General features: G+C 30.6%; 14 protein-coding genes. 13 read left to right on the top strand and 1 reads right to left on the bottom strand.

Features of this window, described 5'->3' with window-relative positions; genetic code table 11:
* The first annotated feature begins 261 nt into the window (after positions 1–261).
* The 12 genes from uvrB (at position 262) to ES044_RS14485 (ending at position 14,508) form a co-directional block, all read left to right on the top strand.
* Complete coding sequence (uvrB, locus tag ES044_RS14430) at positions 262–2,250, top strand: excinuclease ABC subunit UvrB (protein ID WP_147120068.1); 1,989 nt, start codon at positions 262–264, stop codon at positions 2,248–2,250.
* Between the two features lie 239 nt (positions 2,251–2,489).
* Complete coding sequence (locus ES044_RS14435) at positions 2,490–3,020, top strand: hypothetical protein (protein WP_147120069.1); 531 nt, start codon at positions 2,490–2,492, stop codon at positions 3,018–3,020.
* Positions 3,021–3,693: 673 nt separating this feature from the next.
* The gene (locus ES044_RS14440) at positions 3,694–4,512 is read left to right on the top strand and encodes a peptidylprolyl isomerase (protein WP_147120070.1); all 819 of its coding nucleotides are present in this window, start codon (positions 3,694–3,696) and stop codon (positions 4,510–4,512) included.
* Between the two features lie 801 nt (positions 4,513–5,313).
* Positions 5,314–5,538: a hypothetical protein gene (locus ES044_RS19025; RefSeq protein ID WP_223269223.1), complete on the top strand. Its 225-nt coding sequence runs from the start codon at positions 5,314–5,316 to the stop codon at positions 5,536–5,538.
* 1,402 nt (positions 5,539–6,940) lie between these two features.
* The gene (locus ES044_RS14450; protein WP_147120071.1) at positions 6,941–7,384 is read left to right on the top strand and encodes a GNAT family N-acetyltransferase; all 444 of its coding nucleotides are present in this window, start codon (positions 6,941–6,943) and stop codon (positions 7,382–7,384) included.
* Between the two features lie 46 nt (positions 7,385–7,430).
* Entirely contained in the window at positions 7,431–8,237 is an 807-nt protein-coding gene (gene proC, locus ES044_RS14455) for a pyrroline-5-carboxylate reductase (RefSeq protein ID WP_147120072.1), read from the top strand.
* Position 8,238: 1 nt separating this feature from the next.
* Entirely contained in the window at positions 8,239–9,009 is a 771-nt protein-coding gene (proB, locus tag ES044_RS14460) for a glutamate 5-kinase (RefSeq protein ID WP_147120073.1), read from the top strand.
* A 10-nt stretch (positions 9,010–9,019) separates the two neighbouring features.
* Positions 9,020–10,219 carry a glutamate-5-semialdehyde dehydrogenase gene (locus ES044_RS14465; protein WP_147120074.1) on the top strand — a complete coding sequence of 400 codons (1,200 nt, stop codon included), beginning with the start codon at positions 9,020–9,022 and terminating at the stop codon, positions 10,217–10,219.
* Positions 10,220–10,370: 151 nt separating this feature from the next.
* Entirely contained in the window at positions 10,371–12,122 is a 1,752-nt protein-coding gene (locus ES044_RS14470; RefSeq protein ID WP_147120075.1) for a T9SS type A sorting domain-containing protein, read from the top strand.
* Between the two features lie 252 nt (positions 12,123–12,374).
* Positions 12,375–13,556, top strand: a complete 1,182-nt coding sequence (locus ES044_RS14475; RefSeq protein WP_147120076.1) for a tyrosine-type recombinase/integrase — start codon at positions 12,375–12,377, stop codon at positions 13,554–13,556.
* Positions 13,557–13,657: 101 nt separating this feature from the next.
* On the top strand, positions 13,658–14,086 hold the full coding sequence (locus tag ES044_RS14480) for a hypothetical protein (RefSeq protein WP_147187328.1): 429 nt from the start codon (positions 13,658–13,660) through the stop codon (positions 14,084–14,086).
* A gap of 185 nt (positions 14,087–14,271) precedes the next feature.
* On the top strand, positions 14,272–14,508 hold the full coding sequence (locus ES044_RS14485) for a hypothetical protein (protein ID WP_147187330.1): 237 nt from the start codon (positions 14,272–14,274) through the stop codon (positions 14,506–14,508).
* Here the strand turns inward: ES044_RS14485 and ES044_RS18620 are convergent.
* The gene (locus ES044_RS18620) at positions 14,501–14,638 is read right to left on the bottom strand and encodes a hypothetical protein (RefSeq protein WP_190311499.1); all 138 of its coding nucleotides are present in this window, start codon (positions 14,636–14,638) and stop codon (positions 14,501–14,503) included. The two genes, ES044_RS14485 and ES044_RS18620, sit on opposite strands and share 8 nt — an antisense overlap.
* 192 nt (positions 14,639–14,830) lie before the next feature.
* Between ES044_RS18620 and ES044_RS14490 the strand changes: the two genes are divergently transcribed.
* Positions 14,831–15,430, top strand: coding sequence for a hypothetical protein (locus tag ES044_RS14490; protein ID WP_147187332.1), 600 nt, complete (start codon positions 14,831–14,833; stop codon positions 15,428–15,430).
* The last annotated feature ends 939 nt before the right edge of the window (positions 15,431–16,369 follow it).

The following is a 16,369-nucleotide window of genomic DNA, read 5'->3' on the forward strand; positions in this document are numbered from 1 at the left end:
TAAAATAAAGGGATCACACTTGTTTTTAAGAAGAATACCTTTATTTTTAGAATTAATTTTAAAATGAAAAACTTATCCTTGTTTTTTTTTCTGATTTTAAGTCAGTTATAATCTAATCTTGTTTCCCTGCCTACCGAAAGGCAGGTTGGCTCTAAAAGTAAAGCGCTCTTGTTTCTTTTATCTGACAGCAATAATTTAAAATCATATCATAATTTATGATTCTCTGCTTTTAAAAACTTTAAGGTTGCGTATTTTTGCACGATGGAATTTAAATTAGTATCAGACTTTTCTCCTACCGGAGATCAACCGCAAGCTATTAAAGAACTTTGTGAAGGAATTAGTTCTGGAGAAAGGTTTCAAACCCTATTAGGTGTTACAGGTTCAGGAAAAACCTTTACAGTTGCAAATGTAGTAAAGGAGGTAAAGAAACCAACCTTGGTTTTGGCGCATAATAAAACATTGGCGGCGCAATTATATTCCGAATTCAAACAATTTTTCCCTGACAATGCTGTAGAGTATTTTGTTTCTTACTATGATTATTATCAACCAGAAGCCTACATTCCGGTAACAGGAACCTATATAGAAAAAGATTTATCTATTAATGAAGACATAGAAAGACTGCGATTAAGCACCACCTCTTCCCTACTTTCTGGCAGACGCGATGTGTTAGTTGTGGCATCTGTTTCTTGTTTATACGGAATCGGAAATCCGACTGAATTTAAGAAAAATGTAATTCCTATTCAAGTTGGGCAATTACTTTCTCGCACAAAGTTCTTACATCAATTGGTGCAAAGTTTATATTCTAGAACCGAACACGAAATAAAAAGTGGCACCTTTAAAGTAAAAGGAGATGTTGTTACCATTTATCCGTCTTATGGTGATAATGGGTATCGAGTTCACTTTTTTGGTGATGAAGTTGAAGAAATAGAATCGTTCGATTTAGAAACGAATGCCATTTTAGAAAACTTCGAAGATCTCCATATTTATCCGGCCAACTTGTTTGTAACCTCGCCAGATGTCTTACAAAACGCTATTCATCAAATTCAAGAAGACATGATGAAGCAAGTGGCCTATTTTAATGAGATCGGCAAAAATTTAGAGGCAAAACGTTTAAAAGAACGCACAGAATTCGATTTAGAAATGATTCGTGAATTGGGCTATTGTTCTGGTATTGAAAACTATTCTCGTTATTTAGACGGAAGAGAGCCGGGTACAAGACCTTTCTGTTTGTTAGATTATTTTCCCGATGATTATTTAATGATCATCGATGAAAGTCATGTTACTGTACCACAAACACACGCTATGTATGGTGGCGATAGAAGCAGAAAAGAAAACTTGGTCGAATACGGATTTCGTTTGCCTGCAGCAATGGACAATCGTCCTTTAAAGTTTGATGAATTTGAAGCCCTGCAACAACAAACTATTTTTGTTTCTGCAACCCCTGCAGATTACGAATTGCAAAAAACAGAAGGTGTTTTTGTAGAGCAAATTATAAGACCAACAGGATTGCTAGATCCTATTATAGAAATTAGGCCTAGTTTAAATCAGATTGATGATTTAATTGAAGAAATACAAATAAGAGTCGAAAAAAACGAACGTACTTTAATTACCACCTTAACCAAAAGAATGGCAGAGGAATTAACGAAGTATTTGGCAAGAGTTGATATTCGTTGTCGTTACATTCATTCTGATGTAGATACGTTAGAACGTGTAGAAATTATGCAAGATTTACGAAAGGGTTTGTTTGATGTTTTAATTGGGGTAAACCTTTTACGTGAAGGTTTAGATTTACCAGAGGTTTCTCTCGTAGCTATTTTAGACGCCGATAAAGAAGGTTTTTTAAGAAGTCACAGATCCATAACACAAACTGTGGGTAGAGCGGCAAGAAATGTAAATGGTTTGGCTATTTTATATGCTGATAAAATTACCAACAGCATGCAAAAAACCATGGATGAAACCGACAGACGTAGAGAAAAACAAATTGCCTACAACACGAAACACAACATGGTTCCTACCCAAATTAATAAAAGGATAGACGATACCTTAACAAAATCTGCTGTTTCTAGTTATCATTATGACAATGCAAAACAAGTGGCTGCCGAACAAGATTTACAATATTTGCCCAAAGAAGAAATTGAAAAGCGAATTCGTGATAAACGCAAACACATGGAAGCTGCTGCAAAAGAATTAGATTTTATTGTTGCTGCTAAATTACGTGATGAAATTGCTGTTTTAAGAGAAAAGTTGTAAGTTCATAATTGGGAGTTGTTTACAACGTTATTTTCTTATAGCTTTAACATCTATTTGATGTTAAACTTACGTTCATACTTGTCAGAACTCCCGCTAGTGCTCGTTTGCAAAGAGTACCGAAAAAGTTTTACAATAAACAAAAGCACCTCAAAAAATTAGTATTTTTGAGAAATAAATTTAAAATTGTCGAATTGGAGTTGTTTCTAAACTTATGTTAGACAAAATTAAACTCATAATAAATGATAAAATACTTATTTCCGTTAATCTTAATTTTTGTTATGACTACAAATAAATCTGTTTGTCAATCAAAGATTATTGAATTAGTTCAAAACAGAATTTCTCTCGACAATTTAAAAAGTAAATTAAAAAGTGCAGATTTTGTAAAGGAACCGTTATCGAAATACGGAATAGACAGTGAGAATTATGGTTTGACTTTAATGAAAAATGGAAAAGAAGTTTTTTTTATTTGGAGCAAACAAAATGAAAAAGAAATTGCGGAAATCATAATTTCAGACAAATCTATTTCCATAGATAATCTTTGTGTTGGAAAAACATTTAACGATTTTTTGAAAATAAATCCGAATTCAGTAATTGAACTTGATGCTTTAAATTCGGAATATGAATATTCTGTTTCTAAAAACGGAGATTATATTGTTGAATTTATATATGAAAAAACAAAAATAGGAGAATATAACAATGACTTTAAGGTTAAGAGAGTTTTGAATAAAGAAGTAAAAATTGATAGAATAAGAATTTCAAAAAACGAATGAAAAAAATTTACCTAACACCGTGTATAAAAAATTGCTAAATTACTACTTAACTAAAAGCTAGTTGCATTTTTGCGTACTACTGATTTTTCTTTGGAAAATCCTCGCACACAAAACCGCAACTTTCAATATACAAACACGTTCTAGTAACTTATAGCAGCTTGGTTGCAGCTTTTTTATTTGAACAACTGTAGTAGGTATTCGCTTAAATTTTCAAAAAAATGATCAAAAGAAATTTACCTTCAATATTCATAATAATCTCTTGTATTTTGAGTATTATAAATGTCGAGTTTTCAAATATTTCAGAACCAAAAGAATATTGGTCTTTGATGCTGTCTTCGCTTATTATTTTAGCGTCAGTACTATCCGTTTTTAATACGGAATCCAAGTTTAAGAAAGATACAACATCTAAATCCGAATAAAATTAACTTTAAAATTTTAACTCGTTTGTGAGACCTAAACCTGCATTAAATACAGCGCTATTGCTCATTTGCAACGAATACCAAAACAACCTAAAAATTAGCAGAACTACAGAGCGAAATCGCTGTTTGAATACCGCATTTATAAGCTGGTTATTGCGATTTGTTTACAAACGTATTTTCTTGTAACTTCGACATCCAATTAGATAACTTCTTTTTAATCAAGATAAAAAGAGTAACAATACTAATTTTTAACTATGAAAAACACCTTTTTATTACTTACCGTAATTTCCATCCTTTTTTCTTGCAGCAACATCAAAGAAAAAAAGAATACAAAGAGAACCCAAGTAGCAATTAAAACAAGTAAAGGTGATATTCTTGTGGCTTTATACAATGAAACGCCTAAACATCGCGATAACTTTATAAAGCTAGTTAATGAAGGTTTTTATGATCGTATATTATGGTATAGAGTTATAGATAGTTTCATTATTCAAACAGGAGATTTTAGCAGTAAACCACCAATACTTGGTGACACATTAAAAGTTAATAAAGAAGATTATCTAGTTCCTTCAGAAATAATTGACACCATTTTTCATAAAAGAGGAACGCTTTCTGCTGCTCATGACGGGAACCCTGATTTATATTCAAACGGATCTCATTTTGTCATTACCCAAAAAGGTCCCGTTCTTGATAAAAATTTCGAAGTATATGAAAAATGGATCAACGAGAATTTAGCTGTGTACAATGCATATCATGCAGATTCTAATAAAGTGTTATTAGAATCTGCTAAAAAAGCTTACAAGGCTAAAGATGATGATGCGTACAATAAGTTTTCAGATAGTGTTAAAAAAATTGCAAGAAACTCTAACAACCCGAATCTGTACAGCTTCCCTAAAGAGCATATTGCTTACTATAAAAAACATGGCGGAGTGCCGTTTAATGATCGATTATACACTGTATTTGGTGAAGTCGTAACAGGAATGAATGTGGTAGATTCTATTGCAAAAAGCAAAACTGATAAGTATGACAAACCTATTACTGATATCCAAATCATCTCTATGAAAATTATTGAGTAATACCAAATTAGCCTTATAATGCCGTAATAAATCGTTTCTTTTTCGCTTACTTTTCATCAAAAATAAGTACCGTAACGATGCTATGCTAATTATTTTTCATTTCAATTAATCAAAAAATAATTCAATTTATTTGCACGACACTATAAAACTAAATTGGTATAATTAGTTTATCGGTACACCACTGCTTATAATCATTAGATGAACTGCGTACATTAAAGAAGCGTACTAAATACCAATTTTACTTTTTTGAGTGATAAAACATTCTATTCATACAGAATATTTTTACAGACTGTAATTTTTAGCACACTTTAAAGAACACATTTAGGCAGCCCTAAAAGCTATTTTTAGAAAATTAAAAAAACATTGAACTACATCAAAAAGCTTTGCAAAAGTAATTATGATGATTCCAAATAAGATTAGCTATTGAGATTAACAAAAACCCACCAATTAAAACTCAAAAGATCTTTTTAAGCTGCCCGAAAATACGATTTTAATATTCGAAAATATTAGACAAGCTCAACCTAACAAATCATTCGTATCCATTATAAAGGCTTAAGAGCGCTTCGCTAAAAAACACAACCTGACTGTCATCAACAGGGGAAACCAAGACTTTCTCAATTAACTATCTTTGAGTGACGTTTAAACTACAAAAAGAACAGTTTATAGTACAATTTTATTCGTAATTAAAATGTCTAACTTAAATATACACCCAACAATTTATGCGTAATAATTTGTATTTTAAATAGTTACTTGGAACTATAATTTTTTGGTGAACACTTGTGCTAACAAATATTAAAACAATTGTTATCAGAAAAAAATATTGAAATCCAAAATTACCCTTATACCGAATCAACTGAATTGAAAAACCTGCACTTTGAAACGATATTAAAAGATGCGAAAAAGTTTATACCAGCTGAAAATGATTCTTATACTCAAACTTACACCGAATTTTTAAAGTATTTTGAAAATATAAAAGCTGAAGAAATAAATGAGTATAATTTGGCAAATACAAGTCATTTTGTTTAGGGTTGGATACCAGCAATAATTCATTTGCATTTAGAACAAAAAGGCAAAGTTTTATTTTTATTAAATGCTGTAAAAAGCGGACATATTTTAAAAGTCAATGAGTTAGAAACTTTGAAAAAATCGGTACAGAACGTTTTTATCGGACTTTCTAAACTTTTACATTTTAACCATCCGAAGGAGTCTGCGATTTATAAACCTATAATTTTCAGCTATAGAACAGAAAATAAAAGTAGTTGCGAAATTGACAAACCACAACACCATCTTGACTATATAAACGAAATAAAAAGTATATCGAAAAACAAAGAGTACGAAACATTGCACGATCTGATTTCTCGAAATTTTGAATATAACATTTATCCTACGAGAGCTATCAAAAAACAAGATGTTTGAGACTGACCGACATAGACAAAACCGAAAAAAAAATAACTACGCACAACACTTATAAGCGCCGCATAAGTGCCAAAAAAAAAACTACTCACTGTTTTTTAAGCTGATTTAAGCTTTTGTAACGACTCTTAAGAAACAGAAAGTATGTCAGTTTAAAAAATAGTAAAATGCTTAATCCTTTTAATTATGTTTGCTATTTCATCGATGTGATAAGTAACGTTAAAAAACTACATCTGCCAGAAATTGCAAAAATTTGTATGCTGTTAAAATAGATCCCAAACAATTTTTACAAATGGCATCCTGCAAACGAAAAAGCGTTAGATAAAAATCACCCATTAAACAAGACGAAAAAATCAGGTAAAGCAATTTATATATCCAAACTAATCAATAGTATACTTTTAGATAAGCTAAATGCGATAGAAAAACTAATTACAGAAAAAATAAAAGAATAATGTTCCGGAATATTATTTTAAGTTAAACAAAATAGACTCCTTACATTAAAAAAATATCAAATTTTAGAACAAAACAGCCCCTTAACTTCTAAAACTAAAGTGCGTACACTTTATTCTAGTTAAAACAATACAGATAAATGACTCTTTTAAAAGAAAATTTTTACTTTTTATTAAATTTTGGAATCTTCACTAATCCTCACCTAACTTTGTGAGTACCTTAAAAACAGACACTATTCATCGACATTATCACAATTCTAATTTATAAACAGCCCATAACCTTGGCGTTAGACAACCATTTTTGTAAATTTGCCCTATGAAAGAATCCATACGCAAACTACAAAACTTTAAAACATTCAACTTTAATTTTTCTATTTTTTAGCTTTTTAGTCTTTGGTTTTGGAAACCAATTTATAAAAGTACTCCTTTTAATGCCCTATCTTAAATACCTCACTACAAGTATTTACATCACTTCTAAACTGAAGATTTTTGCTTCAACAGAAACTTATTTTTTTAGCCATTTAGCTCATCACTTATCTATTTAGATAAATAAAATTTATAAATTAATGATCATAAAAACATTTGATGCCTTTAACAGGATGTCTTATTTAGTTATCGATAGAATCACCAACTTTTTACACCTGCATTTAGAAGACTGTAAAGACCATAAAAATGCCATAAGACAGTCGCTGTTGTATGCTGCAAAAGAGATTCCTAGTTTAGGTGGTTATACCTTTATCACTAAAGAAAAAGACATTATTGTTGGTGCACTTGTTATGAACAAAACAGGAATGAAAGAATATCAATCAGAAAATCTTTTGGTGTATTTAGCGGTTCACAAAGAGTATAGAAAAAACGGAATTGCTTCAAAACTGTTAAAAGAAGCTATCGAGTATTGCAATGGCAATATTACATTGCAAATAGACAAAGAAAATGAAGATGCCATTAAGGTATTTGAAAAAAGCGGTTTTACATCCAAAAAGATTCAAATGACGTTTCGTAAAGCCTAAATAAAAATCAATCAATTAAATTAATAACAGTACTTAATCATAAAAAATGAAAATTTTAGTAATTGGCGCAGGAAACATGGGACTTACATACGCAGAAGGTATGTCTAAATCAAAATTGTTAAAGAAAAAAAACATAATGGTTGTAGACAGCTCTGACGAAAAGTTAGAGGAACTCAATGCAATATCTCATTTTGATGCTTATAAAAAATTAGAAGACTGTGTACCAAAAGCAGATATTATCTTTATTGCTGTAAAACCTTACCATGCAGAAGACCTATTCAAATCTCTAAAACCGTTTGTAAAACAGGGCCAAGTGATCGTATCAATCATGGCAGGAGTTAACATAGAAAATATTAAAAAATATTCTAGCTTAACAAAAATAGTAAGAGCAATGCCTAATTTACCCGCACAAATTGGTAAAGGTTTAACCTCTTATGTTACTTCTGCAGAAGTAACAAGAATAGAAAAATTAACCATAGAGAGCTTATTAGACACTACCGGTAAATCTATGGAAGTAGACACTGAAAAGTATATCGATGCTTCTACAGGAATTTCTGGCAGTGGGCCAGCATACGTTTTTTACTTTATGCAAAGTATGATGGAAGCTGCTCTGCAAATGGGCTTCTCTAAAAAAGACTCAACTGTATTAGTAAGTCAGACTTTTACAGGCGCAGTAGAACTTTTTAATCAATCTAACTTATCGCCAAACTCTTGGATGGAGAAAGTTGCCTCTAAAGGCGGTACAACACGTGCTGCTTTAGATTCTATGGAAGAAAACAATGTAAATATATTAATTAAGGATGCCGCTTATGCTGCTTTTAATAGAGCAATAGAACTGGGTAAAGAACATTAAAATGTATAAAGAAAGAATCGTAATTAAAGTAGGTACCAACGTAATGACCAATAGAGATAACAGAATTGTTAGACCTGTTTTAAGACGTTTGGTGCAGCAAGTAGCAGAATTATATGAACGCGGAATTATTTCAATTTTAGTTTCTTCTGGATCGGTTATTGCCGGAAAAGAAGTTTTAGGAGACTCTAATATCGAAAACGAAACACAAAGAAGACAAGTGTATTCTGCTATTGGACAACCAAGAATGATGCGTCATTATTATAATATTTTTAATGATTTTGGGATGAAATGTGCCCAAGTATTGCCAACGAAAAGAGATTTTAGTCCGGGTATCCATAGACAAAATATGATTAATTGTTGTGAAGGTTTATTGGCAGAAGGTGTAATACCTATTGCAAATGAAGACGATGCCGTTTCTGTAACGATGTCTATGTTTTCTGATAATGATGAGCTGGCAAGTTTAATTGCGCAATTAATAAATGCTGATAAATTAATTATCTTAACCGATATTGATGGTTTGTATTCTGGTCATCCAGAATCTGAAAACAGTAATTTAATAACACATGTAAATCCTAATGAAGATTTGGATAAATACATAAAAGATAGTGGTAAAAAAGCTGGCGAAGGCCGTGGCGGAATGGGGTCTAAATTAGATTATGCGCAAGAAGCAGCGTCCAATAACATTCCTACGTATATTGCTAACGGAAAAAGAGACAACACTATTATAGATATTATCGACGGAAAATCTGTGGGTACAAAAGTGGCACTTTAAAATTTACACGATGAAATTATTAGACACAACTTTAAAAAATAACGTTCTAGAAAGCATGACAAAAATTCTTGATGAAAATCGAGAAGCTTTGTTACACGCCAATCAAAAAGATTTAGACGCTTTTAACAAAGAAGATCAGGCTATGTTTGATCGTTTGATTTTGAATGATAAAAAAATTGATGGCATGATAAAAGCCATCAACGAAGTAAAAGCGCAAGAAGACCCCGTAAATCAGATTATTAGCGATATTCGACTAGAAAACGGATTGCAAATAACCAATAAAACATCCCCCTTTGGTACCATCATGATTATTTATGAATCAAGACCAGATGTAACCATAGAAGCTGCTGTTTTAGCCTTTAAAGCAAACAGTAAAATCTTATTAAAAGGTGGTAAAGAAGCTATTTTTAGCAATAAAATACTGGTCGATTTTTGGCACAAAGCATTAACAGAAAATAATTTGAGTACAGATTATATAAAATTAATGCAGATGGATAGAGCAGAAACGCAAGCTTTCTTAAAAAACCCAACAGAACAATTAGATTTAATTGTACCAAGAGGAGGCGAACGTTTAATCAGTTTTGTAAAAGAACATGCTACTTGTGCCGTTTTAATTAGCGGACGAGGAAATAACTTTTTATATGTTGATGAAAGCGCAGATTGGCATCAAACTTTATCGATTATCATCAATGCAAAAACAGAGAAAATTTCTGCGTGTAATGCTTTAGATAAAATTTTAATCAACAAAAACATCGAAAACTTCGAAGGAAAATTAAAAGACTTACAAAGTGTTTTAAAAGAAAGAAAGGTTTCTATGTTGGTTGATGAAGAAACTCATAAAGTGTTAACAAATGAAACTTTAATTGTTGACAATCATGTTTGGAAAGAAGAGTTTTTAGCCTTAAAATGTTGCATTGGTTCTGTAAACAATTTAAACGAAGCTATAGAAATAATCAACCAAAACTCTGGCGGACATTCTGCAGCCATCATGACTAAAAATGATGAAAATGCACATACTTTTATGCAACAAGTAGATTGTGCTGCGGTTTATAAAAATGCATCTACCAGATTTACAGATGGTGGGCAACTTGGTGTTGGTGCAGAATTAGCTATTAGTACAGACAAGTTGCATCATAGAGGTCCTTTAGGTTTAAAAAAGTTGGTTACCAACAAATATTACATTATTGGTGAAGGCCAAATACGTTCATAAATTTAACTTTTTTGTGTTTATATTGAATTAAGTACATGTAAATAGACAAAGATTAAACTAAAGATTTCAATTTTGTTTTAAGCATTTTCAAATAAAAATCCCTCTGTAAAAAGAGGGGTTTTTATATATTTATTAAAAAAAAACAAATCAAATGAAAAAAATTACCTTATTTATTTTACTGTTGGTGTTTTCCTGCGGATTTTCTCAAAGCTTACCAATTAATTTCGAGGGCGATATTACGACTGCCGATTTGGTAGATTTTGATGGAGGAACAGGAACTGTTGTAGACAATCCTCTAAAATCAGGAATTAACAAGAGTAATTTTGTAGCTCAAATTATAAGAGATGGCGGCGCACCTTATGGCGGCAGTAAAATTTTACTAACCGACAATCTAGATTTTTCTGTACTTACAAAACTATCCATGAACGTATATACTACTGCGCCCGTAGGAACCATTGTAAAGTTTAAACTAGAAGGCTCCGGGCCATCCGCAGATATAAATGCTGCAACAACTGTTTCTGGCGAGTGGGAAACGCTAGAATGGATTTTTATAGGCACTGCCAATAATCTTAATGAAATCGTTTTTATGTTCGATTTTGGAAATGTTGGAGATGGATCTGCAAACGCTACTTTTTTCTTTGATGATATAGCTCAAGTGCAAGGACCTACTGCACCTAGACCAACTACTTTGCCTATTGATTTTGAATCTAATTTTATCGATACTGACTTCCTTAATGATAATGGCGCAATCACAAGCATTATTGCAAACCCTCGAATTAATGTAGATAACATGAGCAATACTGTTTGCCAGCTTATACGAGATGGAGGCGACTTTTCTGCCGGTACCAAAATATTTCTCAACAATACCATCAATCTTTCTAATACTTGGCAAATTTCTATGAAAGTTTATACCACTGCCCCTATTGGTACTCGTATTAAACTAGAATTAGCCAATGCAACTGGCAACACTAATTTAGACTATTTAACAACGACCTCTGGCAAATGGGAAACTGCCGTCTGGAACTTTAACGGAAAAGCGAACGATTACGACAGATTGCAGTTTATGTTTGATTTTGGAAATGTTGGTGATGGTTTAGATAATTCTATTTTTTTGTTTGATGATGTACAACTAATTACAGGACCTGAACTAGCTGCACCTTCTGCTACAAGCTTGCCAATTAATTTTGAAGCAAGTGTTGTAACCACTGATTTTATAAATGTTGGCGGAGGCATCGGATCTATCATAGCAAACCCTAATATCAACGAAAAAAATACGAGTGCTACCGTTGGTCAATTTGTACGAAGTGGCGGCGCAGGTTGGGCACAAACTAAACTAACACTTACGGATTTTATCAACAACATGAGTACTCGTGGCTTTTTATCAATGAGCGTTTACAGCGATGCACCTGTAGGCACATTGTTAAAGTTTAAGCTAGAAAGTAACGAAGCTGGTTTTGCGGTAGAACGAGATGTGTACACAACTGTATCTGGAGAATGGAAAACATATAGTTGGGACTTTACAAACGGAGATAGTCCGATTTACAATGTAATTACCCTAATGCTCGGTTATGCCACCCCAAATGATGCCTCTGCGAATGCTACATTTTTGTTTGATGATATTGTGCAAGGCAGTACTACATTAAGCAGCGGCAATGATGAAAACTTTAAAATAAATGGTATTACAAGCTATCCGAATCCTGCAAAAGATACGTTCACAATCATTTCAGAAAATAAAACAATACAACGCATTTCTCTTTTTGATATTCTTGGTCATCAAGTAGCTACCCTAAATCCAAATAGTCTCAAAGCAACTATTGATGTCGCTGATTTTGCTGCTGGAATTTATATTGCAAAAATAGCAACCTCTAAAGAAACCGGAAGTATTAAGTTTATTATTGAGTAGTATTTAAAGTTGCCTACCTACTTAAAAATTGAAGCACTTTCTTGAAGTCGATTCAAAAACAAAAACTAAAATAATTATTCTTAAATTTCAAAAAAGAGCCTCTTTAAATGAGGTTCTTTCTTTTTGCTGATCACTTTAAGTTATAAATAGTAGCACTAATCCACTATAAATAAAAGAACTACCATAAAAAACCAACTTAATATTAGATTTTATATTTATTTTTAGTATATTTAAAAGCTTGAAAAAAAGAAAATGGAAAGACTACCTACCATATATTTAGAACAAATAGTTCATCGAAAAAAACATCAAATACTTCTAAAATTTGATTTTAACAACCTGTTAATTGGGTTGTTAAAAAAAACAAACGAAGCCCATTGGAGTCAAACACATCGATCTTGGTATGTAGAAGATACAAAAGAGAATTTAGCCCTTATTTTAATGACTTTTAAAGGTATCACCTTTATCAACAAAAAAAACTATATTAGCAAAGACAAGTATCCTACTAAAACAGTATTTAAAAGAGACTTAACAGCAGCACAAAAAACACTCTTAAATAGTTTTTATTTGTACTTAAAAGGAAAAAGGTATAGTACAAGTACTTTACAAACCTATACTTTTTTTGTTGCTGATTTTGTGAACTTTCATACAAATAAGGCTTTAGAATTGCTTACTAATAGAGATGTAGAACTGTTTATAGAAACAGTATTTATAGAACGTAAATACTCTATAAGTTCACAAAGACAATTTATAAGTGCTTTAAAATTATTCACGGTTTTTTATCCGCATACACAAATTAATGATTTGCAGTTAACAAGACCAAAAAGGTCTAGAAAATTACCAAATGTACTTTCTCAAGAAGATATTTTACGTATTTTACAAGTAACCAAAAACCTAAAGCACCGAGCAATACTGGGTTTACTATACTCTTCTGGCTTAAGAATTGGGGAAATTACTAGTTTACGGTTATTCGATATTGATGTTCAAAGAAAACAAATAAAAGTAAGTTCAGGTAAGGGCAGAAAAGATCGGTTTGTAGTTATCGCCAATACCTTTTTACCTTTGTTACAAAATTACTTGCTTACTTATAAGCCCTTCTCTTTTTTTATAGAAGGACCAAGTCAAAAACGTTATTCTGAAAGCAGTATTCGAAAGTTTCTAGCTAAAAGTACAGCATTAGCAGGTGTAACTAAAAATGTTACTCCTCATACTTTACGCCATAGTTTTGCTACTCATTTGTTAGAAAACGGAGTTGGATTAAGACATATACAAGAACTACTGGGGCATTCTAAACCAGAAACAACAATGATTTATACCCATGTAGCAAAAAAGGATTTACTAGAAATACAAAGTCCTTTAGACACAATTTTATTATCTTTGAAAAGAAACAGTAAAGAAGAACAAAAGTTCCTATTATCCGGAATAAATTCAGTTTAAATGGGAAGTTCATTCTTATTATAACACGTTGGCATACATTAAGAGGGAATATAAAATGACAGATAAGGAATAAATATAGTAAAAATGTAAAAATAAAGATTATGGAAAATAAATATAATTTAGGTATAACTTATAAAGGAAAAATAATACCTAATGGAATACCTTATTTAAAAGTAAAAATAGAAGGAATTAAAATCCCAAAAGAACTTAAATTTTATGAAAACGGAATAGACGCTATTTTAGATACAGGAGCTGTAAATTCTCATTTTGCACCTAGTTTTGCTAAATTAATTGGAGTTAAGCCTATAAGAAAAGAATTTGGAAATTATATTGTTTCTGGTGGAGTATCTGAAAACAATGTATACAACGTAGATTTTAATATAAACGGAATAAATAATAACTTTAAAGAGGAATTTAAAGAGCTGCCTTACGAATTTATATTTCCAATAATATTTGGAAATGAGTTTTTAATAAAATGTAAAAGTTTAAATATTGATTTTACAAATAAAGTTTATACGTTAGAATTATAATTATACTCTATTACGCAAATAGGAATATTGCAAATAGCAATATTTTTTGTTTTTAAATATTCCTTGTAAGTATTTAAAAATACAGATGAATTATTAATTAAAGGCATAATTTAAAGTTTTTAATTAAGTTTAGTTATTATTTACATAATTAAACCAAGAAATAAATTTTTTAAACATAATAAGCTATGATAAAAGTAATATTAAAAGAAAAAAACTCAATAACTGATTTTGCTTCTGAATTTATAAATGACTTAACAAATTCTTCAATTAATTTAATAAGAAAAGGATTAGAAGAAGATTTTAAAGATGCAGAATGTGAAATACATAAATCTGAAAGTTTCGGAACAGTATTTATAAATGCTGAAACTGGAAAAATTGAATTAGGAAAGTTTTGTTGTGATAAATTTAAACCTACTAATTAATTTTGCTTGAAAAAGAGTTGACAATATTTTGAATATCTTTTAGGTTTTGTTTAATTATTTTAGTTTTTTCAATAATAGAATTAAGACCTGTTTGAGCTTTTTTTATTGAATCTTCTGTAGAATCTGACATAATTTTGAATTTAAACAAAATTGAATAAAACGTATGCCAACACCGTATAAAATTAATTTGCTGGTTTTAGCATACTTATGAAAGTCCGTGTCGCCTTTCTTTTTTGAATTGTTTAATTAGTTATTGGTAAATTACGCAAACTAAAATTATACAATCACGTTGTAGTGCATTTGAGAGCGACCACAAAAAATTATGAAAATTAGAAGAATAATATTAATAATGGGAATTTTAAGTAGCGTTTTAGGATTTAGTCAAAATAACAACTTGGTTGAATTGACTTCTAACCAAGACAAAGAAGAAGGTTGGAACGATTTAGTTTTAACAATAACAAAAAAGGAAAAATTAGAAAACGGATTTTGGAGTTTAATTTGTAAAGCTAAATATGAAAATCAAATAGTTGGTCTGAAAATAAATATTGTAGACGGAATTTCTGCTGGAATTGTAGATGACAAAATTGACAATACAAGTTTAACCGAAAAAGGAATTGAAATTTACTCAATCGGAAAAGAAAGTGACAAACTAATTGAGGTTATTTCAAAACTATACGGAGAAACAAAAAAAACGAAATTTACAACTCAAAAACTGACCTTTACAGCATTTCCTTTAAACCGTGAAAAAGCAATTTTAGAAAATGGAAAATTTAGTTTTAAAGTGTTTTATGACGAAAATAATGAACAGAATTTATATGCAGAATTCTTTATAAATCCTGACCTCAAAAATGGAACAATTGAATTAAACGAAAAAGACGAAGAATATAGAATGAACATTGTTAATTTACTGTCTGAAAAATAAAAAACGCACTACAACACCGTGTATATTTAATTGCTGGTTTTAGCCAATTTACGAAAGTCCTTTGGGACTTTCTTGGTTAGTGTTTTATTTAGTAACTTCACTGCTTAAACAACGCAACTAAACATACACAAAAACGTTAGCTTTAATGCGAAAATAAGTTTTCGGAAACAGAAATTTTGAAAGGAAATAAATTAATCAAAATTAAATAAGAAATGATTTTTTTTAAAAGAAACAAAGACTTTATAAAATTACCCGTTGGAATAATTTTAATAATTATTATTGGACTAAGTCCATTTATAATCGGATATATTGGAGCCACTATAACCGAATTTATAACAAATCAATCTTGTAATGAATCTAATTGTTTTTGGGGAGTTATCCCTTGGTTTTTATTTATCACAATTCCATTAGCAATATTGTTATTCATAATTTATATAATAATAGCATTAATTGACTTTATAAAACTAAAAAAAACGTTGGAAAAGACCGAACATAATAAATCACTCCACTCTTCCTGAAATACTGATAAATAACATGACATTTCAAAAGAAACAGTTCACTCATAATCCGAATGAATTTATGTGCGGAATTTTAGCCGAAAAAGGAATTCTAAAAAAGGTACTAAATGATAAATTATGAATAAAAAAAAGCACTAAAAGCTAACACCGTACAAAATTAATTGCTTTGGTTCTGGCTTATTTAGGAAAGTCCTCGCGGACTTTCTATTCAGTTATTATTTATTAACTTTATTGCTTAACCACAGCAACTAATCTTGTACAAACACGTTGGCATACATTAAGAGGGAATATAAAATGACAGATAAGGAAATGTTTGAAAAATCCTATAACATACTTAAAGGTAAGTACAGAATTATAGAAATTGAAAAATTAAATAGTATTGAAAAAATATCTTTCCACGACAGGGCTTTTGCTTTAAATG

The sequence above is a fragment of the Polaribacter sp. IC066 genome (assembly GCF_007997085.1).
Lineage (GTDB): Bacteria > Bacteroidota > Bacteroidia > Flavobacteriales > Flavobacteriaceae > Polaribacter.